The organism is Luteimicrobium xylanilyticum (assembly GCF_009429125.1).
Classification (GTDB): Bacteria; Actinomycetota; Actinomycetes; order Actinomycetales; family Cellulomonadaceae; genus Luteimicrobium; species Luteimicrobium xylanilyticum.
Genome location: NZ_CP045529.1, coordinates 2504271 through 2527120, shown reverse-complemented (window position 1 = coordinate 2527120; position 22850 = coordinate 2504271). Strand labels below are relative to the sequence as shown.

Here is a 22850-nt window from a genome sequence, read left to right as displayed (position 1 = left end):
CCGGGTGTCCGTCTACGTCGACACGTCCGCCATCGTCAAGCTCGTCGTCCAGGAGCGCGAGTCCCGGGCGCTCACGCAGTGGCTGACGGAAGCCGCTCCGGTCGTGACGAGCGACCTCACGAGGACCGAGCTCGCCCGCGCCGTGCGGCGCGTCGACACCGCATTGGCGGTGCGCGCTCAGCAGGTCCTGGACGCCTTCGTCGTGCTCGGGTTGACCGCGACCGTCTGTGATAGCGCAGGACGGCTGGGGCCGACGACGTTGCGCTCGCTCGACGCCATCCACCTGGCGTCAGCGCTCCAGCTCGGAGACGAGCTCGACGCCCTGGTGACCTACGACGAACGTCTGGCCGCGGCGGCCGAGGCCTACGGCGTCGTCGTGGTCGCTCCCGGTGTCCCGCACCGTCAGCGGTAGGACGCCGCCAGGCGGGCGAAGCCCTCGTCGAGCGTGACCGACGGCGTCCAGCGCAGGTCGGCGCGCGTGCGGCGCTGGTCGAACCAGTGCGCGGTCGAGAGCTGCTCGGCGAGGAACCGGGTCATGGGCGGCTCGTCGGCGCCGGGGCGCACGGCCCAGACCCGCTCGACGAGACCCCCCGCGGCCCGCGCGACGGCGGGCGGCACGGACCACGCGGGCGGGCGGACGCCGGCGGCCTCGCAGATCCCCGTGAGCAGCTCGGCGACGGCGCGGGGCTCGCCGTTCGTCACGACGTACGCGTTGCCGTGGACCTCGGGTGCGCGCTCGAGCGCGGCCACGATCGCTGACGCGGCGTTGTCGACGTAGGTCGTGTCGATCAGCGCCTGCCCCGCGCCGAGCAGCGGGAGACGTCCGGCGCGCGCGCGTTCGACGACCCGCTCGACGAGCTGCGTGTCGCCCGGTCCCCACACGAGGTGCGGGCGCACGACGACGAGCGGCATCGCTCCCGAGTCGGCGGCGAGGGCGAGCCGTTCGCCGAGCGCCTTGGTGCGGGCGTACTCGCCGCGCGCGTGGGCCGGGTCGGCGGGCTCGGCGTCGTCCCCGACGATCGAGGTGCCCGCGTGCGCGACGGACGGCGACGAGACGTGGACGAACCGCGACGCCCCGGCGGCGCGGGCGGCGTCGAGCAGGTCCGCCGTGCCGGCGACGTTGATCCGTTCGAAGTCCGCCGGATCCCCGGTGAGCGACACCTTCGCGGCCAGGTGCACGACGGCGTCGGCTCCGTCGACGGCACCACGGACGGCGCCCGCGTCGGTCACCGAGCCGAGCACGTCCTCGGCTCCGGCCACGCCGGACGGTCGCCGTTGGAAGGTGCGCACGGCGTACCCGGCGTCCTGCAGGTCGCGGACGACCGCGCGGCCGAGGAAGCCGCTCGCGCCCGTGACGAGGACGGTGTCGCGGGCGCTCACGGCGCCCCCAGCCGGCCGCCCGCGAGCACCTGCTCGGCCCAGGCCGCGAGGGCGGCCCTGTCGACCTTGGAGTTGTGCCGGATGTCCGTGGGCAGCGTGGGGACGACGAGCACCGCGGCGACGGGCAGCCCGACGGCCGCCCGGACCCGCGACGCGAGGTCGGCGTCGGCGAGCCGGGCTCGCGCGAGGGGCCCGCGCCGCACGCGGGGTCGGTGCTCCTCGGGCTCGACCACCGCGACGAGCTGCTGCGTGCCGCGCGGCCCGACGCCCACGACGCCGGAGCGCCGGACGCCGTCGAGCGCGTCGACCCGCTGCTCCGGCCCGACGGGCGTGACGACGCCGTCGCCGGTCACGATCACGTGGGAGAGCCGACCCTCGACCCAGAGCCGGTCGTCGTGGTCGAGGTGCCCGACGTCGCCGGTCCGGTGCCAGCGCTCGTCCGCCCCGCGAGCGGCGGGCGCGTCGGCGGCGGTGTCCCGCACGGCGGCGCGGTCGGTCAGCCACAGCCGGTCGTAGTGGTCCTTGAGGTGCGGCGCGGACACGACTACCTCGCCGGTCACCCCGCGGACGTCGGCGGGCTCGCCGGTCGCGGCGCCGTCGTCGTCGAGCGGGCTGATGCGGACGGTCACCGACGCGACGGGCTCGCCCACGAGCACCCCGCCGGGCCCGGCCGCGGGTGAGTCCGGCGCCTCGGCCTCGATCTGCTCGAGCGTGACGTCCGTCATGAGCAGGCCCTCGGTCATGCCGTAGGGGGTGTGCGCGGACGCGTGGGGCATGAGCCGCTGGGCGCCGGCGAGCAGGGCGGGCGCGACGGGCGCGCCCGCGGACAGGAACAGCCGCACCCGGTCGAGCGCCTCACGATCGTCGGACGTGAGCTGGCCCTGCGTGGCGACGACGTTGGCGAGCGCGGCGGGCGACAGGAACACGACGGTCGCGTCGACCTCCGCCGCTGCGGCGGCCACGGCCCGGGCGGTGAGCGTCCGGGGTGCGGACACGTCCATGTCGGGGGTCACGGAGCGTGCACCGAGCGCGGGTCCGAGGAGCGCGAACGGGGCGAACCCGGCGACGAGCCCGGTCCCGGGCCCGACGTCGTAGCGTTCGCCGAGCGTGCGGACGACGGCCTCGAGCTGGGCGTGCGTGTACACGACGCCCTTGGCAGGTCCGGTCGACCCGGACGTGAAGAGCACGGCGGCCTCGGCGTCCGGACGTGGCTCGGGCGGGAGCGCGCCCCCGCCGGCGAGCACGCTGCGTCCGTCCTCCGCGAGGTCCGCGAGGCTGGCCTCCACCTTCAGGGCCTGCGCGCTCGCGGGAGCCAGATCCGTCACCGACACGCGTCGGCCGGGCCATCCGAGCACCCTGGCGGCGGCGAGCCCGGGCAGCGCCCCGACGACGACGTCCGCTTGCGCCCCGCGCACGGCCCGGGTCATGCCGCCGACCCCGAGACCGGCATCGGCGACGACCACGACGGCCCCGATCCGCACGCACGCGTACAGCACGGCGGTCAGGTCGGCGCTGGGAGGGACGAGCAACGACACCCGGTCCCCGGCCTGCACGCCGAACCGGCTCAGCCCGGCGGCGATCTCCTCGACCCGCCGGCTCAGCAGCCGCCACGACACGGCCCTCGGCCCGCCCCCGGCACCAGCGGTCATCTCGACGAGCGCCACGGAACCGTCGTCGCGTCGCTCCTGAAGCTGCGCCCACAACGGTGAGCGCTCCGAGGAATCCGCGGGCTGGTTGGAAGGCGAGCCTGATGTCGGTGACGGTCCAGCAGCGTCGGGGGCGGGGAGGAATGCGTCCAGCCACCCGAGCAGCGGCGACACCACGTCTACGTCCTCCGCGACGAGATGCCCCGCGCCCTCGTGGCGGTGCACCTGTGCCCCCGGCAGCCGGTGCGCGAGATCGTGGAGGTAGCGATCGCGGAAGACCGGGTCGCGCGGTCCCCACTGGAGGAGCGCGGGCACGCCCGCCGCCCCGAGTGCGCTGACGCCGTCGGCGATGCGCTCGAGCTCGGCGTGCGAGGGGTGCGTGGGGCCGAGTGGGATGTCGGCGACGAAGGCCCCGATCCCGCCGCGCCGGTCCGCGGTCCGGTAGGGGGCGCGGTAGGCGTCCTTGACGTCGCGTCCGAGCGCCGGGTGCCCGAGCGCGAGCGTCGTCTCGAGGAACGCGGGGGTGGTGACGGTGCCGCGCCCGAGGACGCCGGACGCGAGGGCGAGGCGCAGGGGTGCGGGCACCGCCGCGTCGTCGGGCTGGTGGATCGCCGTGTTGAGGAGCGTGACCCCGGCGAGCTGGTCGGGGTGGTCGACGGCCCACCCGAGCGAGACGACGCCGCCCCAGTCGTGCCCGAGGGTCACGACGGGTCCGTCGAGACCGAGGGCGTCGGTGAGGTTCCCGAGGTCGCGGACGCGCTGGGGGAGGGTGCGGGCGACGCCGGTGCGTTCGGACCAGCCCATGTCGAGCTGGTCGACGGCGACGACGCGCCACCCGGCGTCGGCGGCGGGCCCGAGGAGGCGACGCCACAGGTAGGACCAGGTGGGGTTGCCGTGGACGGCGAGGATCGTGCCGCGGACGGGGGCGCCGTCGTCGAGCGCGGGGGCGTTGTCGAGGAGGTGCCAGGTGCGGGTGACTCCGCCGGAGTCCTCGGCTGTGACGAGCCGCGACCACGCGGGGTCGAGGCCGGGGAGGCCGGCGGGCGGCAGGGTGGCGGGCGCGGTCGTGGCGGCGGCCGGGGGCAGCCGCCGGGCCGGGGCGGTCACCAGGCGAGCTCGAGCATCGCCGTGTTGATGCCCGACCCGACGCCCATGAGGAGCACGCGGTCGCCGGGGCGCAGGTTCTTCTGCTCCTGGTCGAGGGTGATGGGGATCGACGCCGGGCCGATGTTGCCGAGGGTCGGGAACGTGGCCGGCACACGGGTCGGGTCGAGCCCGACGGACTTCACGAACGAGTCGGAGTGGACCTTGGACACCTGGTGGGTGATGTACCGGTCCATGTCCTTCCAGCTCCAGTCGGGCAGGGCGTCGCGCCAGGCGGCCTGGACGAGGTCGAGCCCGTTCTTCAGGAGGGCCTTGGCGTCGGTGAACATGCCTTCGACGCTGCCGACGCACAGGTCGTGGAACTGGGTCGCGGCGCGCGTGATGCCGCCGACGAGCCGGTGGCCCTTGGGGTGGGCGTCCGCGGGGCCGAGGACGGCGGCGGCCGCGCCCGAGCCGAGCGTGAGGCTCGCGAACTCGGCCATGAAGTCCTTGCGCTTGACGCCCTCGCCGAGGAGGCGGTTCACCGTGGTGACCTGGACGTCGTCGGCGTCCTCGCCGTCGATGATGAGCGCGTACCTGATCTGGCCGGAGTCGATCATCGTGCCCGCGAGGCTCATGGCGTTGACGAACCCGAGGCACGCGTTGGCGATGTCGAAGTTGATGGCCGACGACGGCAGCCCGAGCCCGTGGTGCAGGCGCACCGCGACGGACGGCTCGAGGTGGGGGCGCGTCACCGAGGTGTTGATGAGGAGCCCGATCTCGCTGGCGTCGACCCCGGCCTCGGCGAGCGCGCGCTTGCCGGCGTCGATGGCGGCTGTGTCGAAGCTCTGGTCGGGTCCCCAGTTGCGGCGTTCGAGCACGCCGGCGACGCGCTGGAGGAGTCCACGCGGGAGCCTTAGGCGCTTGAGCGCGGGGGCGAGGCGGTCGTCGAGCTCCTCCGAGGTGGTGACCCGGGACGCCAGCGTGCTGGCGACCGAGAGGAGGGCGACGTTGCGGTGCGTGGTGGTGGCGTTGCCGTCCAACGAGTCTCCCTGAAGACGTGAGTGGGCCCAACCTCCCAAGCCTACGCCCGCGTAGGTTGAGGCGCGGTGCAGGAGCCCGCGAGGCGGTGTGGAGACCGGACGTGGGCGACATTTCACCCGGGTCGGGCCCCGCGGGCTGCAGGTGCTTGGATGGTTCGGTGTTCAGCATCGCAGACGTCGCCGCGCTCGTCGGTGCGCCCGCGATGGGCCGCGCCCAGGACTACGTGGAGCACGGCCGGGTCGTGAGCGTCGCCCGCAACGGCGACGGCTCCCGGATCGTGGGGCACGTCCAGGGCACCGCGGGGACACCGTACGTGGCGGTCGTGGAGATGTCACCGTCGGGCAAGGTCCCGCGCGAGGGCCGCTGCTCGTGCCCGGTGGGGCTGAACTGCAAGCACGTCGCCGCGACGCTGCTCGCGTACCGCGAGCAGCAGGTCGCCGGCCCGGCCGCGGTTGCGCCGTCGGGCGGGCGGGCCGAGGGGCCCGAGGGGCCCGAGATCCCCGAGTGGGAGCGCGCGCTCGCGCCGCTGCTCGGGGACGAGGACGACGACGGCGCAGCCGCCTCCGCACCGGCCCGGGCCCCGGTCCGGGGCTGGGACGCCTGGGGGAGGCCGGCCCAGCCGGTGGCGCTCCAGGCCGACCTCGTCGACGGCGGAAGTACGAGCGGTGGCCGGGCCGGTCGCCTCAGTTTCGGCGCGCCGCGGCTCGGGCTGCGGCCCGTCGTCCTCGGCGCCCGGGACCGGTGGGTGCGCACGGGCGTGTCGTGGCGCGAGCTCCGGTACGTGCGCGAGCCCGCCGACGAGCGGCACCTGCCGGTGCTGCGCGCCCTGTCCGGGCTGGCGTCCGCGGCCAGGGCCACGGGCTTCGCGTTCGACGACCCGACCTGGATCCATCCCGACGAGCTGCCCGCGTCGGCGTTCTGGGCGCTGTGGGCGGACGCGCGGCGGGTCGGCCTGCCCGTCGTGGCAGCCGACCGCGCCCAGACGCCCGTCCGCGACGGTCGGGCCAGGTCGGTGCTGCACGTCGAGCGTGGGGACGCCGGGCTCGCCGTCGACGCTCGGATCGAGGTCGACGTCCCCGACGAGGCCGTCGAGCTCCGGGAGCCCGCCCTGCGCGAGGTGCTGCCGCTCGGCTCGCCCGCGGGCGGCGTCGTCGTCGTACCGGTGGGGAGCGCGGGGGGCGCGGTGGCGCCGCTCGTGCTCGCCCGGCTCGCGAAGCCGCTCGACGAGACGGGTCTCGACCTCGTGGCGCGGCGCGAGCCCCTCGTGGTGCCGACGTCCGACGAGTCCCGGTTCCTCCGACGCGCGCTCCCGGCGCTCGCGGCCCTGTTCGAGGACGTCGAGCTGGGCGACGACGTCCACCTGCCCGACCCGCCGCGGCCCGTGCTCGCGCTGCAGGTCACGCGGCTCGCCGACCACGGGGCGCGCGTCGTGTGGCAGTGGCGGTACGTCGACCCGGAGGTCGGGGGCGACGCGGGCGTCGTCGGCGCCTTCCCGGTCGGGCGGACGGTGGCGCGGGCGTCGTCGTCGGTCCGGGACCCCGACCAGGAGGACGCGGTGCTCGCCCGCCTCGAGCCGGAGCTCGGCGTCCCCGTGCACGACGACGAGCTGTCCGGCTGGTCGACGGCCGCCTTCTTCACGGACGAGCTGCCGCGGCTGCAGGAGCTCGCGGAGCAGGACGACGCGTTCGTCGTCGAGGTGCTGGTCCACCCCGACGCGCCCGCCGACCTCGACTACCGCGTCGGGGTCGTCGTCGACGTGAGCGTCGAGGTCACGCCGACGGGCGGGCACGACTGGTTCGACCTCGGCGTCGTGGTCCAGGTGGACGGCAAGTCCATCCCGTTCCAGACGGTCTTCACGGCGCTGGCGCAGGGACGCAACAAGGTCCTGCTGCCCGACGGGCTGCGCTTCACGCTCGACGGCCGGTTCGACCGGCTCCGCGAGATCCTCGACGAGGCCGGCGCGCTCGGCGACACGCTCAAGCCGTCCGTGCCCGTCAGCCGCTACCAGGTCGACCTGTTCGACGAGCTCGACCGGATGGGCCTCGTCGACGCGCAGTCCGCCGCCTGGCGGACGGCCCTCGGGGCGCTCGCGGGCGGCGCGAAGCCCGAGCCGGTCGACGTTCCGGCCGGGGTGGACGCCGAGCTGCGGCCCTACCAGCGGGACGGGTTCGCGTGGCTCGCGTTCCTCGCCGAGCACGGCCTCGGCGGGGTGCTCGCCGACGACATGGGGCTCGGCAAGACGCTGCAGACGCTCGCCGCCGTGCAGCGGCAACGAGACCGGGCCGCCGGGCCGCCGGTGCTCGTGGTGGCGCCCACGAGCGTCGTCGGGAACTGGGTGGCCGAGGCGCGCCGGTTCACGCCCGGCCTCACCGTGGTGGCGGTGAACGAGACCACGAAGAAGCGCCGCACCAAGCTCGCCGAGGTGACGGGCGGGGCGGACGTCGTCGTGACCTCGTACGCGCTGTTCCGGCTCGACGCCGACGAGTACCAGGCGCTCGACTGGGCGACGCTCGTGCTCGACGAGGCACAGTTCGTCAAGAACCGGCAGTCCGTCGCGTACCGGTGCGCTCGGACCCTGCGGGCACCCGTGAAGCTCGCGCTGACCGGGACGCCGCTCGAGAACAACCTCATGGAGCTGTGGGCGATCCTGTCGATCACGAGCCCCGGCCTGTTCCCGGACCCGCGGCGGTTCGCCGACTACTACGCGGGGCCGATCGAGCGCGAGGGCCACGAGTCGCGGCTCGACCTGCTGCGGCGGCGCGTCGCGCCGTTCCTCCTGCGCCGCACCAAGGAGGACGTCGCCAAGGAGCTGCCGGCGCGCCAGGAGCTCGTCACCGAGGTCACGCTCAACCCGCGGCACCGGCGCGTCTACGACCAGTACCTGCAGCGCGAGCGCAAGAACGTCCTCGGGCTCGTCGACGAGCTGGACTCCAACCGCTTCAAGGTCTTCCGGTCGCTCAGCGTGCTGCGGCAGGCCAGCCTCGACGTGTCGCTCGTGGACGAGAAGCAGGCGGACGTGCCGTCATCGAAGCTCGACGTCCTGTTCGAGATGCTCGACGACGTCCTCGCCGAGGGGCACAACGTGCTCGTGTTCAGCCAGTTCACGCGGTTCCTGCGGCGTGTGCGCGACCGGCTCGACGATGCGGGGACCGGCTACGCGTACCTCGACGGTCGCACCCGCAAGCGCGCCGAGGCGATCGACCGGTTCACGTCGGGGGAGGTGCCGTTGTTCCTCGTGAGCCTCAAGGCCGGCGGGTTCGGGCTCAACCTGACCGCCGCCGACTACTGCATCCTCCTCGACCCCTGGTGGAACCCCGCCGCCGAGGCGCAGGCCGTCGACCGGGCGCACCGGATCGGCCAGACCCGGCAGGTCATGGTGTACCGGCTCGTCGCGACCGACACCATCGAGGACAAGGTGATGGCCCTCAAGGCCGCGAAGTCGAAGCTCTTCGCGAGCGTGCTCGACGGCGGCACGTCCGCGGCGTCCGGCATCACCGCCGACGACGTCCGCGCGCTGCTCTCGTGACCTGCGCCGCGCCGCTGCTGGACAGCCTCGGCGTGCACCGCGCGGACGAGCCGCCGCGTTCGCGGGGCGGCAAGGCGGTGGACGGTCAGGACGTCTTGCGCTTGCGGGCCGGCTTCTCCGCCGACGACGCGGACGCCTTCCTCCGACCGCCCGCGGCCTTCTTCTCGCCGTCACCCTCGGCGCTGCCGGCGCCACGCTTCTTCGCGACGCTGCGCCGCAGCGCCTCCATGAGGTCGAGGACCTCGCCGCCGCCCTCCTCGCCCTCGGTCTCCGGGCGCTCGGAGGCCACGGCGTCGCCGCGCTCGAGCTTGTCGTCGATGAGCTGGCGGAGCTGCGCCTGGTACTCGTCGACGTACTGGCTGGGGTCGAAGTCGCCCTCGAGGCTCTCGACGACGACCTTCGCGAGGTCGAGCTCCTTCTTCGTGACGGCGCCCGGGTTCTCGAGCGCCGGGAAGCTCGCCTCCCGGACCTCGTCGTCCCAGAGCAGCCCTTGCAGGACGAGCGTGTCCCCGTGCACGCGCAGCGCTCCCAGCCGGGTGCGCTGACGGAGCGCGAACTTCACGATCGCCGTCCGCTCGGTCGACTCCAGCGCCTCACGCAGCAGCACGTACGCCTTCGCGGACTTGTCGCTCGGCTCCAGGAAGTACGTCGACCCGAACCGGATCGGGTCCACCTGCTCGCTCGGCACGAACTCGACGACCTCGATCTCGCGGCTCCGCTCGGCGGGCAGCGACTTGAGGTCCTCGTCCGTCAGCATGACGGTGTGGGTGCCGTCGTCGTAGGCGCGCACGATGTGCTCGTACGGGATCTTCTTCCCGTCCTTCTCGCAGTGGCGCTCGTACCGGATCCGGCCGCCGTCGACGTCGTGGACCTGGTGCAGGGGCACGTCGTGGGACTCGGTCGCGCTGTACAGCTTGACCGGCACGTTCACGAGACCGAACGCCACCGCGCCCGACCAGATCGCCCGCATGCGCCCAGTCTCGCCCGACCTGCGACGTCGCGCACCCGGGCGGGCGGAGGCCGCCCACCTGCCGGACGATGAGAGACATGCTGACCGCGCCCGGCGAGCAGACCCAGGTCGTGACCGTCGACGGACACGACGTCCGGCTCACCAACCTCGACAAGGTCCTCTACCCGGCGACCGGCACGACCAAGCGGGACGTCATCGAGTACTACGCGGCCGTCGCCGCGACCATGCTGCCGCACGTCAAGGACCGCCCCGTGACCCGCAAGCGGTGGCCCAACGGCGTCGACGAGCAGCCGTTCTTCCAGAAGGACCTCGGCGCCGGCACCCCCGACTGGGTGCAGCGGCGCACCATCGAGCACAAGCACTCCACCAACACGTACCCGCTCGCGAACGACGCCGCCACGCTCGTCTGGCTCGCCCAGATCGCGTCCCTCGAGGTCCACGTCCCGCAATGGGCCTTCGGGCCCCGGGGAGGCGCCCACCACCCCGACCGGCTCGTCCTCGACCTCGACCCCGGCGAGGGCGCCGGCCTGCCCGAGTGCGTGGAGGTCGCCCACCTCGCCAAGGAGATCCTCGACGAGATGGGCCTCGACACCGTCCCCGTCACCTCCGGCTCCAAGGGCATCCACCTGTACGCCGCGCTCGACGAGCGCCAGACCAGCGCGCAGGTCACCGACGTCGCCCACGAGCTCGCCCGCGCGCTCGAGGCCGACCACCCGGGTCTCGTCGTCTCCGACATGAAGAAGGCGCTGCGCGGCGGGAAGGTCCTCGTCGACTGGTCCCAGAACAACGGCAACAAGACCACCGTCGCGCCCTACTCCCTGCGCGGCCGCAGCCACCCGTGGGTCGCCGCCCCGCGCACCTGGCGCGAGCTCGCCCGGTCCGGGGCCGCCGACCTGCGCCAGCTCGACCACACCGAGGTCCTCGCCCGGATAAAACGACGGCGCGACCCCATGACCACCCTCACGCCCGGCCGCGTCGACGCCGCCGCACTCCCCGACACCGGGGACACCGACGACGACGGCGACCGAGGGGACCAGCCGTCGGCGCGGGACAGCCTCACCACCTACCGCGCCAAGCGCGACCCCGCCCGCACCCCGGAGCCCGTCCCCGCCGAGGCCCCCACCCCCCGCGACGACGGCAACAGCTTCGTCATCCAGGAGCACCACGCCAGCCGCCTCCACTGGGACTTCCGGCTCGAACGCGACGGCGTCCTCGTCTCCTGGGCCCTGCCCAAGGGCGAACCCACCGACCCCGGCACCAACCACCTCGCCGTCCAGACCGAGGACCACCCCCTCGAGTACGGCACCTTCGCCGGCACCATCGCCAAGGGCGAGTACGGGGGCGGGACCGTCACCATCTGGGACTCCGGCACCTACGAGCTCGAGAAGTGGCGGGACGACGAGGTCATCGTCGTGCTCCACGGCACGAAGCACGGAGACCGACGGCTCGCGCTGATCCGCACCAAGGCCGCCAAGGGGGAGGGGGCGCACGGGGCGCCGAAGTCCCAGTGGTTGATCCACCGGACGAAGTCGCAGGACGGTGTCGAGCTCGGGTCCGGTGACGGGCCTGCGGGGTCGGGTCCGGCGGCGGCGGGAGCGGATGTGCGCGCGGTCCACCATCCGGCCGCTCGTTCCTCGCGGCCTCCCGCCAGCCCCGCCACGACCGCGCGCACATCCCCTCCCTCCACCGCCTCCGCGGTTCGGTCGCCTTCCGGGGACGACGGCGCAGGGCCCGCTTGGTCGTCCGGTTCGCGGGCGCGCGGGCGGGCGTACAGCGCGATGCTGGCCACGCTCGGGAAGCGGGCGGACGTCGTCGGGGGCGGGGCCGACGAGGACGAGTGGGCCTTCGAGATGAAGTGGGACGGTATCCGGACCATCGCCCGGGTCGAGCAGGAGGACGGTCTCGGGCGGGCGCGGGTGTCCATGACCAGCCGGAACGGGAAGGACCAGGGACCCGGCTACCCCGACGTCGTGGAGGGCCTCGGGCGGGCCGTCGCCGGGGAGGCCGTCGTCGACGGGGAGATCGTCGCGCTCGACGCGCAGGGGCGGCCCAGCTTCGGGCTGCTGCAGCGTCGCATGAACCTCGCCGACCCCCGGGAGATCGAGGCCGCCGCGCGCCAGGTGCCCGCCCAGCTCTTCCTGTTCGACGTGCTCGAGCAGGACGGCGAACCCCTCGTCGACCTGCCGTACCGCGAACGGCGGGAGCGGCTCGAGGCGCTCGTCACCGAGAACGACGTCGTCAAGGTGCCGCCCGCGTTCGACGGCGACTTCGACCACGCGTGGAAGACCAGCGGCCGGCTCGGTCTCGAAGGCGTCGTGGCCAAGCGCACCGACTCCACGTACGGGCAGGGACGGCGCAGCCGCGCGTGGATCAAGCTCAAGCACGCGCGCACCCAGGAGGTCGTCGTCGGCGGCTGGCGGCCCGGCAACGGCAACCGGTCGGGACTCGTGGGGTCCCTGCTGGTCGGGGTGCCCGACGGCGACGGCGACCTGCGCTACGTCGGTCGCGTCGGCACCGGGTTCAGCGACGCCGCGCTCCGCGACGCCACCGAGCGTCTCGCCCGGCTGGCGCGCAAGACGACGCCCCTCACCGACGTCCCGCGCGCCGACACCCGCGACGCCCACTGGGTCAGCCCGAAGCTCGTCGGAGAGGTGGAGTTCGCCGAGTGGACCGGGGACGAGCGCCTGCGCCAGCCCCGGTGGCGCGGCTGGCGGCCCGACAAGGACCCCGCCGACGTGAGGAGGGAGTGAGCGTGCGGCTGCGCCGCGCCAACCTGTCCGGCCCCGGCTACCAGCGGGTCCCGGCCGGCACCGGGTTCAGCTACCGCGACCCCGGCGGCGACCTCGTCGACGCCGACGAGCGCCGCGCCCTCGAGGCGCTCGCCATCCCGCCCGCCTGGACCGACGTCTGGATCGCGCCGCACCCGAACGCGCACGTCCTCGCCACGGGCGTCGACGCGGCCGGACGACGCCAGTACCTCTACCACCCGCAGTGGCGTGCCCGGCAGGACCGCACCAAGTTCGACCGCATGCTCGCGCTCGCCGAGGCCCTGCCCGGCGCTCGCGGGTGGGTCACGCGCGACCTCGAGGGCGACGCACCCACGCGCCGTCGGGCGCTCGCGGCGGCGTTCCGTCTCCTCGACGTCGCGCACCTGCGGGTGGGCAACGAGCGGTACGCGTCGCGCCACGGGAGCCGGGGGATCGCGACGCTCCGTGTGCGTGACGCGACGGTCGACGACGACCACGTGCTCCTGCGCTTCCCCGGCAAGTCGGGGCAGCTGTGGGAGTCGGAGCTCGTCGATGCGCGCCTCGCCCGGGTGCTCGCCGAGCGATCGGGCGACGAACCCGATGCGCGCCTCCTCGGCTTCTCGCGCGACGACGAGCTGGACGACGACGACCCCGACGACGCCGGGTCCGGCGCCGTCGTCGTGCCCGTCGACGTCGACGGGACGCAGCTGTGGGTGGCCCTCGACCCGGCGGCCATCAACGAGGACGTCCGCGCACGCACCGGCGGCGACTTCTCGTCGAAGGACTTCCGGACCCTCCACGGGACGGTCGCCGCGGCGGTCTCGCTGGCCACGCACGGGACCGAGCGGACCGTCACGGCCCGCAAGCGCGCCGTCGCGCAGGCCATGCGGGACGCGGCGGCCGCGCTCGGGAACACCCCGGCGATCGCGCGCGCCAGCTACGTGGACCCGCGCGTCGTCGACCTCTACGGCCAGGGCACCACGATCGACCCCGAGCGGGTCGCGTCGGCGGAGGGCGAGCTCCGTCGCCTCCTCGGCTAGGCCGGGCTCCCGCTCCGGTCAGACCTTCTTGCCGGGATTGAGGATGCCGCGCGGGTCGAAGACGGCCTTGACGCGCACCTGAAGGTCACGGACGGCCGGCGAGAGCTCGGCCTCGACCGCCTCCCGCTTGAGGGTGCCGATGCCGTGCTCGCCGCTCACCGTCCCGCCGACCTCCACCGCGCGTGCCAGGACGAGCCCGAAAGCGCGCTGCGCGGCCTCCCGCGCCCCGTCGTCCGCAGGGTCGAAGCAGATCAACGGGTGCAGGTTGCCGTCACCCACGTGGCCGCCCGTAGAGATCACCGCGCCCGTCTCGCGCGCGGTCCTCCCGATCGTCGCCAGCAGGTCCTGGAGACGTGCGCGCGGAGCGGCGACGTCCTCGGTCAGGACCGCACCGTAGGCGGCGACGAGACCGGGATGAAGGTTGCGACGGATGTCGAGGAGCGCCGCGACCTCGCTCGCTGTCGCGGCGACGCGGACGCTCTGGGCCCCGGCCGCCTCGAACGCGCGCACGTAGTGCTCGACGTCCGCGGCGGCGCGGCCCGCCTCGTCGGACTCGACGATGAGGAACGCCTCGGCATCCTCGGGCAGCTGCGAGGCGGGCGCGTAGGCGTTGATCGCCCGGATCGCGACACCGTCGAGGAGCTCGAGCGCGCTCGGTCTCCGCGCGCCCGCCATGATCCTCCCCGCAGCGTCGAGGGCGTCCTCGAGCGACGCGAACGTCGCGGCCGCGCCGGCCGCCTCGCCCGGTGCAGGCAGGAGCGCGAGCGTCGCCTCGGTGATGACGGCGAGGGTGCCCTCGCTCCCGACGAGCAGCGCTGTGAGGTCGTAGCCTGCGACGCCCTTCACGGAGTCGTGACCCGTCCGGACGACGGTGCCGTCCGCGAGCACCGCGGTCAGGCTGCGGACACGGTCACGCGTGACGCCGTACTTGACGCACCGCATCCCTCCGGCGTTCGTCGCGATGTTCCCCCCGACCGTGGCGATGTAGAACGAGCCCGGGTCGACGGGGTAGAAGAGTCCGCGATCGGCTGCGGCGGCGGCGAGGTCGCTCGTGAGCACGCCCGGCTGCACGACCGCGAGCTGGTCGTCCACGCGGATCTCCACGATCGCGTCGAGCTCGGAAAGGTCGAGCAGGACGCAGCCGTCGACCGCGCTCGACGCCCCGGTCACGCTCGTCCTGGCGCCCTGCGGGACGACGGGCACCACCGCCTCGTACGCGAGGCGCAGCACGGCAGCCACATCGTCGGTCGAGCGGGCGACCACGCGCACGCGCGCCCGTCCGGCGCGATCGTCCGAGCTCTGGTCGGACGACGACGCGGCGAGCACGTCGGCGCTGGTGGAGACCTGCCCTGTGGTGAGTGCGGCGCGCAACGCCGCGACCAGCGGATCGGACTCGGTCAGGGGGACGGAGGGGCTGACGGTCATCCCACGACCCTAGCGAGCCGCGTCCGGCGCGGGCGGAGGCCTCAGTCGCCGTTGCCGAGCGGCGTCGTCGTGAAGGCGTCGTAGACGGCGGCGACGTCCTCCTTGCCGTGGCCGTCGAGGGACGCGACGCCGAGCACGCGGCTGACGGCGTCCAGCAGGGTCACGGCCGTCCCGCTCGACCGGGCGACCTGGATCGACAGCCCCACGTCCTTGCGCAGCGCGTCGACCGTGAACGTAGGTGCGAGGTCCTCGGACAGCATGTGGTCGGCCTTGAGGTGCGCGTACCGGCAGTCGGTCGCCGTGTCGGTGATCGCGTCGAGGAAGAGCTGCGGGTCGAGGCCCTGGGCCGACGTGAGCGCGAGCGACTGCGCGACGCCCGCCGTGATCGTGGCGAGCCAGGCGTTGCACGCGATCTTGAGCGCGCTCGCGCAGCCGACCTCGTCGCCCGCGTGGAGCGTCTTCGACGACATGGCGTCCAGGACGGGCCGGGCGCGCTCGACGAGCGCCGGGTCGCCGGCGGTGAGGATCGCGAGCTCGCCGCGCGAAGCCGGGCCCTTGGTGCCGAGCATCTGGGCCTCGACCAGGGACACGCCCAGCTCGGCGGCCCGCGCGGCGACCTCCTTCGTGCCGTCGACGCCGATCGTGGTGGCCTGGGCCCAGACGGCGCCGTCGGGCACCGCCGGCCCGGCGTCGTCGAGCACGTCGAGGACCGCGTCGGTGTCGAAGACGATCGACAGCACGACCTCGGCGCCCGCCACGGCGTCGGCCGCGCTGGGGGCCACGGTGATGCCCTGGTCGGCGAGCGGTGCCGCCTTGTCGGCGGTGCGGTTCCAGGCGGTGACCTGGTGCCCTGCGCGTACGAGCGTGCCGGCGACGGCGGACCCCATGATCCCGGTCCCGAGGATGGTGACGTTCATGCCTCCTGCCTACCACGCACGGCCGTGCACGGCCGTGCGAGGTGCGTCGTCCCGAGGGGGTTCGCCCGGGACGACGCACCCTGCCCGACGGCGACCCTCAGGCCCCGGGGAGGTAGCCGCCCGCCGCGATGTCGTCGAGCAGCGTGGGACCGGTCGGCGTCCAGCCGTATCGCTCGCGCGTCAGGGCGCTCGAGGTGGGCGCGTCGAGCGCGAAGAATCGCCCGATCCAACCGAAGTGCTCGTCAGCGTCCGCCGGGTCGACGGGCCCGACCGGCAGGTCGAGGCTCCGGCCGAGCGCCTCGGCGATGTCGCGGGTCGCGACACCCTCCTCGGCCACGGCGTGCAGGACGCCGCCCGCGGGCGCGTCGTCGAGCGCGAGCCGGACGAGGCGCGCGGCGTCGGACCGGTGGACGGCCGGCCAGCGGTTCGCGCCGTCGCCGAGGTAGCCGCTGACGCCGTGCTCGCGGGCGACGCGCGCCAGCTCCGCGACGAACCCGTGGTCGCCGATGCCGTGCACGCTGGCCGCGAAGCGGAGGGCGACGCTGCGGACACCGCGGTCCGCGAAGGAGAGGGCGAGCGCCTCGCTGCCGCCGCGGGGCGCGTCGGGCCCGACGGCGCCGGTCACGTCGTCCTCGGTCGCGACCCGTCCGGGGGTGAGGCCGGCGACGCCGGCCGCCAGCAGGAACGGCCGGTCGGAGCCGGCGAGCGTGTCCCCGATCGTCTCGACGACGGCGCGCTCGATCCGCCCCGACTCGGCGAACCGGTCGAAGTCGTGGACGAAGCCCAGGTGGATGACGCCGTCCGCGGCCGCGGTGGCGTCCTTGATGGTCCCGAGGTCGTCGAGCGTCCCGCGCAGGGGGGTGGCACCGCGTGCGGCGAGCGTCCGGGCGGACGCGTCGGAGCGGGCGAGCCCGACGACGTCGTGCCCGGCGTCGAGGAGCTCGCCGGTCACGGCGGTCCCGATCCAGCCGGTGGCTCCGGTGACGAAGATGCGCATGGTGGTCCTTCCAGTGATGTCAGTGGCTGACATCGGCTACCGTAGCACCGATGGCAGACTCTGACATCACCTAGGATGGTCGCATGGCCCGATGGCAGCCGGACGCCGGCGAACGACTCCGCGTCGCCGCGCTCGACCTGTTCGAGGAGCGCGGCTTCGACCAGACCTCGGTCGCGCAGATCGCGCAGCGTGCCGAGCTCACCGAGCGGACCTTCTACCGCCACTACGCCGACAAGCGCGAGGTGCTGTTCCAGGGTCAGGAGCAGCTCAACGACGCGCTCGCGGCGGGCGTCGCGGAGGCGCCCGAGCTCGGACCGCTCGCCGTCGCGGACGAGGTCCTCGTGCGCGCCGCGAGCTTCTTCGACGACGAGCGCCGACCGTTCTCCCGGCGGCGCCAGCAAGTCATCGACGCGAACCCCGAGCTCGTGGAGCGTGAGCGCGCCAAGATGGCCCACCTCACCGACGCCGTCGCCGCCGGGTTCCGTGCACGCGGGGTGCCCGACGTGCGGGCCGCGGTCGCAGCCGGGACCGTCGTCTCCGCCTTCCAGGTCACGTTCGAGCTCTGGGTCGCCCCCGCCGAGACGCGGGACTTCACCGTGCTCGGCCGCGCCGTCGTCGGTGAGCTGCGGGCGGCCCTCAGCGCCGACGCGGCCCTCTAGGGTGGGGCCGTGCCCGAAGAGACCGCCCTCGTCACCCCGCCCGACCCGTCCGCCGTCCCGCCCGACGGGCTGACCGTCGTCGAGATGTGGACCGACGGCGCGTGCAAGGGCAACCCCGGCCCCGGAGGGTGGGGCGTGCTCATGCGGTCGAAGGGCAAGGAGAAGGAGCTCTTCGGAGGCGACCCGACCACGACGAACAACCGGATGGAGCTCACCGCCGTGATCGAGGGGCTGCGTGCCCTCAACCGACCGTGCGACGTGACGCTGCACGTCGACTCGTCGTACGTCATGAACGGCATGAAGTCGTGGATCGCGGGCTGGAAGCGCAACGGCTGGCGCACCAAGGACAAGAAGCCCGTCAAGAACGTCGAGCTGTGGCAGGCGCTCGACGCCGAGGTTGCCCGTCACCAGGTGCGCTGGGTCTGGGTCAAGGGCCACGCGGGCGACCCCGGCAACGAGCGCGCCGACCAGCTTGCGAACAAGGGCGTGGACCTCGTGCGCGACGCCGCGCGCCGCGCCTGAGCGGCAGTCCGCGCGTCGGGCAGGGGGAGTGTCCGCGATCTCACGTCCGCGCGGTTCGAGAACACGCCGTGTCGTGGCCTAGGCTCGGACCCGTGGCTGAACACTTCGACGTCGTCGTTCTCGGTGCTGGACCTGGTGGGTACGTCGCGGCTGTCCGCGCAGCGCAGCTCGGTCTGCGCACCGCCGTCGTGGAGGAGAAGTACTGGGGCGGTGTGTGCCTCAACGTGGGCTGCATCCCGTCCAAGGCGCTCCTGCGCAACGCCGAGATCGCGCACATGCTGAACCACGAGAAGGCCCTCTTCGGCATCTCGGGCGAGACCACCGTCGACTTCGGCGCGGCGTTCGACCGCAGCCGCGAGGTCGCCGAGGGGCGCGTCAAGGGCGTGCACTTCCTCATGCGGAAGAACAAGATCACCGAGTACGACGGCCGCGGCTCGTTCGTCGACGCGAACACGCTCGACGTGACCAAGTCGGACGGCTCCTCGGAGCGGATCACCTTCGACAACGCGATCATCGCGACCGGCTCGACCGTGCGCCTGCTCCCCGGTGTCGAGCTGTCCGAGAACGTCGTCACGTTCGAGAAGCAGATCCTCACGCGCGACCTGCCGAAGTCCATCATCATCGTCGGCGCGGGCGCCATCGGCATGGAGTTCGGCTACGTCCTGCGCAACTACGGCGTCGACGTGAAGATCGTCGAGTTCCTCGACCGCGCGCTGCCGAACGAGGACGAGGAGGTCTCCAAGGAGATCACCAAGCAGTACAAGAAGCTCGGCATCGACATCCTCGCGTCGACCAAGGTCGAGACCGTCGTCGACGGCGGCTCCCAGGTCACCGTGACGTACACCGGCAAGGACGGGAAGCCCGGCGAGCTCGTCGCGGACAAGGTCCTCATGTCGGTCGGCTTCGCCCCCAACGTCACGGGCTACGGCCTCGAGAACACGGGCGTCGCCCTCACGGAGCGCGGCGCCATCGCCATCGACGACTCGATGCGCACCAACGTCCCCAGCATCTACGCGATCGGCGACGTCACCGCGAAGCTCCAGCTCGCGCACGTCGCCGAGGCCCAGGGCGTCGTCGCGGCCGAGACCATCGGCGGCGCCGAGACGCTGCCGCTCGGCGACTACCGCATGATGCCGCGCGCCACGTTCTGCCAGCCGCAGGTCGCGAGCTTCGGCCTCACCGAGGCGCAGGCCCGCGCGGAGGCCGAGGCGAACGGCCGCGAGATCACCGTCGCCAAGTTCCCGTTCATGGCGAACGGCAAGGCGCACGGCCTCGGCGACCCGGTCGGGTTCGTCAAGCTCATCGCCGACTCCGAGTACGGCGAGCTCCTCGGTGGGCACCTCATCGGCCCCGACGTCTCCGAGCTGCTCCCCGAGCTCACGCTCGCGCAGAAGTGGGACCTCACCGCCAACGAGCTCGCGCGCAACGTGCACACGCACCCGACGCTGTCCGAGGCGCTGCAGGAGGCGTTCCACGGTCTCGTGGGGCACATGATCAACATCTGACGCCTTCGCGCGCCCGACCACGGCGGCCGACCCTCGGAGCGGGGGCGGCCGCCGTCGTCGTCTCCCGCCGGCGGAGCGCGGCCTGGCGGCTCAGCCGGCCAGGTGCTTCTTGGCGGTCACGACCCGGGTCGCCGCGGCGTCGACCTGCTTCGCGAACGCGGGGTCGGCCTTGGCCTTCGCGATCACGGCGGCGGTCATGTCCGGGATCTGCTCGGGGACGCCCGCGAGCACGATGTCGTTGCCGGCCGCGATCGCCTTGATCGCGCGCTGCCCGGGGCTCCACGCGGCGACCTGCTTGGCGCTCGAGACGTCGTCGGTGATGACGACGCCGCGGAAGCCGAGCTTGTCCCGGAGCAGGCCCGTGACGACGGTCCGGGAGAACGATCCGGGGTTGTCGGGGTCGATCTTCGTGTAGATCGCGGTGGACGTCATGACGGCCTCGGTGCCGGCCTCGATCCCGGCCTCGAACGGCGTGAGATAGGGGTCGTTCGCGGTCGTGACGGTGTCCTTGACGCCGGACGAGAAGTCGGTGTTGCCCTGCACCCGACCGAGCCCGGGGAAGTGCTTGATCGTCGTCGCGACGCCGGCGTCGTGCATGCCCTGGAGGAAGGCGACTCCGTGCGAGGACACCGTGGCGGGCGTGTAGCCGAACTGGCGGTGCCAGTAGCCGATGGGCTTGTTGGCCGCGTTGTCCGCGGGGCTGGGGACGGTGTCCATGACGGGGGAGAGGTTGAGGTTCACGCCGGCCCTCGCGAGCTCGGAACCCCACGTGCGGGCGTCGCCGCGCAGGGCCGACGGCGAGGACTTGCCCTGCGTGAGCGCCGTCGGCATGGTCGCGAAGCCCGGCCCGCGCAGCACCTGGATGTTGCCGCCCTCCTGGTCCACACCGACGAGCAGCGGCAGACCGTGCGTCGCCGACGACGTCGTGCGGTCCTGGAGCGCGTCCACGATCGCCTTGGTCCGGGCGACGCCGAGCTGGGAGCGGCCCACCAGGATCACGTTCCCGACGTGGTAGCGCGTGATCGCGGTGCCGGTCGAGGCCTTCGGTCCCGTGGCGGTCGCGCCGACCATGAAGAGCTGGCCGACCTTCTGGTCGAGGCTCATGCCCGCGAGCGGGTCGGCGGCCGGGGTCGTGGGCTTCGTGGTGGCGGACGGCGTCGTCGGAGGCGGGGTGGGCGTGCCCGACGGCGTCGCGGGAGTCGTCTGCGCCGGGCTCGGCGAGGAGGGTGCGGTCGTCGGTGTGGTCGGGGACGGCGTCGCCAGGGACGCCGAGGGGGCGGGCGAACCGCTCCCGCACGCCGCGAGGGCCAGGGCGGTCAGGGCGCTCGCGGCGCCGAGGGTGGTGGCGCGGAGGGCTCCGAGGTGTCGGACGGTCATGTCTCCATCGTGCCTCGTCGCACATGAGCGGAGCGTGAGGGACGCAACTTGTATCTATGATGGTCGGGTGCCTGAGACAACCAGTCGAGCGTCGGCGGCCGCTCGCGCCTACGCCCACACCAAGTCCGCCATCCTCGAGGGCCGCCTCGCAGGCGGCTCGCTCGTCAGCGAGGGCGAGGTCGCGACCGCGCTCGGCGTGAGCCGCACGCCGGTCCGGGAAGCGTTCCTCCGGCTCGAGGCCGAAGGCTGGATGCGGCTGTTCCCCAAGAAGGGTGCGCTCGTCGTCCCCGTGGCCCCCGGGGAGCAGAGCGCGGTGCTCGACGCGCGGCTCCTCGTCGAGCAGCACGCCGCGTCCTCCGTCGTGGCCGACCGGGCCCGACGCGTCGCCGTCGCAGGCACGATGCGCCGGGTGCTCGCGCGTCAGCGCACCGCGTGGGAGGCCGGCGAGCACACCGAGTTCGCGCGGCTCGACGCCGAGCTGCACCAGGCGATCGTCGCCGCGGGCGGCAACGACCTGCTCGGCACCTTCTACCTCGGGCTCCAGGAGCGGCAGGAGCGCATGACCCAGGGCTCGCTGCAGGTCGTGCCCGACGTCGGCACCACGATCCTCGACCAGCACGCCGAGCTCGCCGACGACCTCGAGCGCGGCGACCTCGAAGCCTTCGGCGGCCACCTGCGCGCACACTTCGCCACGGCGTTCGGGGAGCCCCGATGAGCGCCGCCGAGGCGGGGTCGGAGCCGGGGCGCCCGGCCCGGGCAGCGGGGTCGGCATGGCGGCTCGTGGCACCGGCGATGTTCGCCGTCGCCTGGGCCGGCAACGAGTTCACGCCGCTCCTCGTGCTCTACAAGCGGCTCAACGGCTACGGCACCGGGACCGTGGACGTGCTGCTCGGCGCGTACGTGCTGGGGATCGTCCCGGCGCTGCTCCTCGGCGGCCCGCTGTCCGACCGCTACGGCAGGCGACCGCTCTTCCTGCCCGCGCCGTTCCTCGCGATGGCAGGCTCGCTGGTGCTGGCGTTCGGGCACTCGCAGGTCGGGCTCCTGTTCGCCGGACGGGTGCTGTGCGGCGTCGCGCTCGGGCTCACCATGGCGGTGGGGACGAGCTGGGTCGTCGAGCTGTCGAGGCGCGAGCCGGGCGCCGACGCAGGGGCCGGGGCGCGCCGGGCGTCCCTCAGCCTGACCGCGGGATTCGCGCTCGGCGCCGGCGTCGCGGCCGCGCTCGCGCAGTGGGGTCCGTGGCCGCGGTCGACGCCGTTCCTCGTCAACGTCGCCGTCACCGCCGGGCCTGCCGTGCTCGCGCTGCGTGCGCCCGAGACCCGGGCCGCCGTGCGCTCGTCGGCCCGGCTCGTGGACGACCTGCGCGTACCGTCCGCACTGCACCGCCGGTTCGTGCGCGTCGTCGTGCCCATGGGGCCCTGGGTGTTCGGGTGCGCCGCCAGCGCGTACGCCGTCGTGCCCACCGTGACGACGGCGCTCGCGACCGGGTGGGACGTCGCCTACTCGGGGCTGCTGTGCCTCGTCGGGCTCGGGTGCGGGGCCGTCGTGCAGTCGCTGGCCAGGCCGATCGTGGCCCGGGGGAGCGGCAGGGCGATCGGCGCGGGGCTCGTGCTCGTCGCCACCGGCATGGTGCTCGCCGCGTGGACCGTCGCGCGGCCGCACCTCGCGCTCGCCGTCCTGACCGCGGTCGTGCTCGGCTGCGCCTACGGTCTGCTGCTCGTGGCAGGGCTCACCGAGGTGCAGCGGATCGCCGGTCCCGACGACCTCGCGGGCCTCACGGCCGTGTACTACACGCTCACGTACGTGGGGTTCTTCGTCCCCGTGGTCCTCGCGGTGCTCGCCGTGCACGTGTCGTACGCGGCGTTGTTCGCCGCCGGGGTCGTCGTCGCGGGCGTGTGCCTCGCCGTCGTCGCGACGGGCCGGGCCCGTCCGGCCCGCTGACGGGGTTCCGTCGGCCGGCGGCGAAACAACGGGTCGAATCGTTGTGAGAGGTGCAACAATGACAACCATCCCTC

Annotated in this window: 17 protein-coding genes; 9 read left to right on the top strand and 8 right to left on the bottom strand. The window is 73.9% G+C overall.

All coding sequences use genetic code 11. The features are described 5' to 3' along the window. Nucleotides 1–4 precede the first annotated feature (4 nt). Nucleotides 5–412, top strand: a complete 408-nt coding sequence (locus KDY119_RS11250; protein WP_036949564.1) for a type II toxin-antitoxin system VapC family toxin — start codon at nt 5–7, stop codon at nt 410–412. On the opposite strand, the gene KDY119_RS11245 is transcribed toward KDY119_RS11250, so the two are convergent. From KDY119_RS11245 to KDY119_RS11235, 3 genes are read right to left on the bottom strand one after another with little or no spacing between them, the layout of a single operon-like run. Continuing rightward, a complete protein-coding gene (locus tag KDY119_RS11245) occupies nt 403–1380 on the bottom strand; it encodes an NAD-dependent epimerase/dehydratase family protein (protein WP_227994312.1) in 978 nt (325 codons plus the stop codon). The genes KDY119_RS11250 and KDY119_RS11245 overlap by 10 nt on opposite strands. Next, nucleotides 1377–4133, bottom strand: a complete 2757-nt coding sequence (locus tag KDY119_RS11240) for an alpha/beta fold hydrolase (RefSeq protein ID WP_227994311.1) — start codon at nt 4131–4133, stop codon at nt 1377–1379. Before KDY119_RS11240 ends, KDY119_RS11245 begins: the two co-directional genes overlap by 4 nt. Next, entirely contained in the window at nt 4130–5152 is a 1023-nt protein-coding gene (locus tag KDY119_RS11235; RefSeq protein ID WP_153022319.1) for a 3-oxoacyl-ACP synthase III, read from the bottom strand. Before KDY119_RS11235 ends, KDY119_RS11240 begins: the two co-directional genes overlap by 4 nt. Nucleotides 5153–5310: 158 nt before the next feature. On the opposite strand from KDY119_RS11235, the gene KDY119_RS11230 reads away from it, so the two are divergent. Then, nucleotides 5311–8679 carry a DEAD/DEAH box helicase gene (locus KDY119_RS11230; RefSeq protein ID WP_153022318.1) on the top strand — a complete coding sequence of 1123 codons (3369 nt, stop codon included), beginning with the start codon at nt 5311–5313 and terminating at the stop codon, nt 8677–8679. An 85-nt stretch (nt 8680–8764) separates the two neighbouring features. Here the strand turns inward: KDY119_RS11230 and ku are convergent, their stop codons facing one another. After that, on the bottom strand, nt 8765–9649 hold the full coding sequence (gene ku / locus KDY119_RS11225) for a non-homologous end joining protein Ku (RefSeq protein ID WP_036949574.1): 885 nt from the start codon (nt 9647–9649) through the stop codon (nt 8765–8767). A 77-nt stretch (nt 9650–9726) separates the two neighbouring features. Here ku and KDY119_RS11220 point away from each other — a divergent pair, with 77 nt between their 5' ends. After that, on the top strand, nt 9727–12399 hold the full coding sequence (locus KDY119_RS11220; RefSeq protein ID WP_153022317.1) for an ATP-dependent DNA ligase: 2673 nt from the start codon (nt 9727–9729) through the stop codon (nt 12397–12399). Nucleotides 12400–12401: 2 nt separating this feature from the next. Continuing rightward, a complete protein-coding gene (locus KDY119_RS11215) occupies nt 12402–13436 on the top strand; it encodes a DNA topoisomerase IB (protein ID WP_036949576.1) in 1035 nt (344 codons plus the stop codon). Between the two features lie 18 nt (nt 13437–13454). Here the strand turns inward: KDY119_RS11215 and KDY119_RS11210 are convergent, their stop codons facing one another. From KDY119_RS11210 to KDY119_RS11200, 3 genes are all read right to left on the bottom strand, one after another. Beyond that, nucleotides 13455–14861 carry an FAD-binding oxidoreductase gene (locus KDY119_RS11210; protein ID WP_153022316.1) on the bottom strand — a complete coding sequence of 469 codons (1407 nt, stop codon included), beginning with the start codon at nt 14859–14861 and terminating at the stop codon, nt 13455–13457. A 41-nt stretch (nt 14862–14902) separates the two neighbouring features. Next, complete coding sequence (locus KDY119_RS11205; RefSeq protein WP_194174187.1) at nt 14903–15778, bottom strand: NAD(P)-dependent oxidoreductase; 876 nt, start codon at nt 15776–15778, stop codon at nt 14903–14905. Between the two features lie 97 nt (nt 15779–15875). Beyond that, entirely contained in the window at nt 15876–16775 is a 900-nt protein-coding gene (locus tag KDY119_RS11200; protein ID WP_153022315.1) for an SDR family oxidoreductase, read from the bottom strand. An 83-nt stretch (nt 16776–16858) separates the two neighbouring features. Here KDY119_RS11200 and KDY119_RS11195 point away from each other — a divergent pair, with 83 nt between their 5' ends. The 3 genes from KDY119_RS11195 to lpdA all read left to right on the top strand — a co-directional run bounded on the left by KDY119_RS11195 (nt 16859) and on the right by lpdA (nt 19461). Further along, complete coding sequence (locus KDY119_RS11195) at nt 16859–17434, top strand: TetR/AcrR family transcriptional regulator (RefSeq protein WP_036949586.1); 576 nt, start codon at nt 16859–16861, stop codon at nt 17432–17434. An 84-nt stretch (nt 17435–17518) separates the two neighbouring features. Next, on the top strand, nt 17519–17956 hold the full coding sequence (rnhA, locus tag KDY119_RS11190; RefSeq protein WP_051136597.1) for a ribonuclease HI: 438 nt from the start codon (nt 17519–17521) through the stop codon (nt 17954–17956). Between the two features lie 92 nt (nt 17957–18048). Then, complete coding sequence (gene lpdA, locus KDY119_RS11185; protein WP_036949588.1) at nt 18049–19461, top strand: dihydrolipoyl dehydrogenase; 1413 nt, start codon at nt 18049–18051, stop codon at nt 19459–19461. A 90-nt stretch (nt 19462–19551) separates the two neighbouring features. Here the strand turns inward: lpdA and KDY119_RS11180 are convergent, their stop codons facing one another. Next, entirely contained in the window at nt 19552–20838 is a 1287-nt protein-coding gene (locus KDY119_RS11180) for a glycoside hydrolase family 3 N-terminal domain-containing protein (RefSeq protein WP_153022314.1), read from the bottom strand. Nucleotides 20839–20905: 67 nt separating this feature from the next. Here KDY119_RS11180 and KDY119_RS11175 point away from each other — a divergent pair, with 67 nt between their 5' ends. Beyond that, on the top strand, nt 20906–21553 hold the full coding sequence (locus KDY119_RS11175) for a GntR family transcriptional regulator (protein ID WP_036949591.1): 648 nt from the start codon (nt 20906–20908) through the stop codon (nt 21551–21553). Beyond that, the gene (locus KDY119_RS11170) at nt 21550–22776 is read left to right on the top strand and encodes an MFS transporter (RefSeq protein WP_051136476.1); all 1227 of its coding nucleotides are present in this window, start codon (nt 21550–21552) and stop codon (nt 22774–22776) included. Before KDY119_RS11175 ends, KDY119_RS11170 begins: the two co-directional genes overlap by 4 nt. The last annotated feature ends 74 nt before the right edge of the window (nt 22777–22850 follow it).

Coding starts and splice junctions, on each gene's coding strand:
- ku (WP_036949574.1), bottom strand. CDS start 9,649: ATGCGGGCGATCTGGTCGGGCGCGGTGGCGTTCGGTCTCGTGAACGTG.
- KDY119_RS11220 (WP_153022317.1), top strand. CDS start 9,727: ATGCTGACCGCGCCCGGCGAGCAGACCCAGGTCGTGACCGTCGACGGA.
- KDY119_RS11210 (WP_153022316.1), bottom strand. CDS start 14,861: ATGACCGTCAGCCCCTCCGTCCCCCTGACCGAGTCCGATCCGCTGGTC.
- KDY119_RS11205 (WP_194174187.1), bottom strand. CDS start 15,778: ATGAACGTCACCATCCTCGGGACCGGGATCATGGGGTCCGCCGTCGCC.
- KDY119_RS11200 (WP_153022315.1), bottom strand. CDS start 16,775: ATGCGCATCTTCGTCACCGGAGCCACCGGCTGGATCGGGACCGCCGTG.
- KDY119_RS11195 (WP_036949586.1), top strand. CDS start 16,859: ATGGCCCGATGGCAGCCGGACGCCGGCGAACGACTCCGCGTCGCCGCG.
- rnhA (WP_051136597.1), top strand. CDS start 17,519: ATGTGGACCGACGGCGCGTGCAAGGGCAACCCCGGCCCCGGAGGGTGG.
- KDY119_RS11180 (WP_153022314.1), bottom strand. CDS start 20,838: ATGACCGTCCGACACCTCGGAGCCCTCCGCGCCACCACCCTCGGCGCC.
- KDY119_RS11170 (WP_051136476.1), top strand. CDS start 21,550: ATGAGCGCCGCCGAGGCGGGGTCGGAGCCGGGGCGCCCGGCCCGGGCA.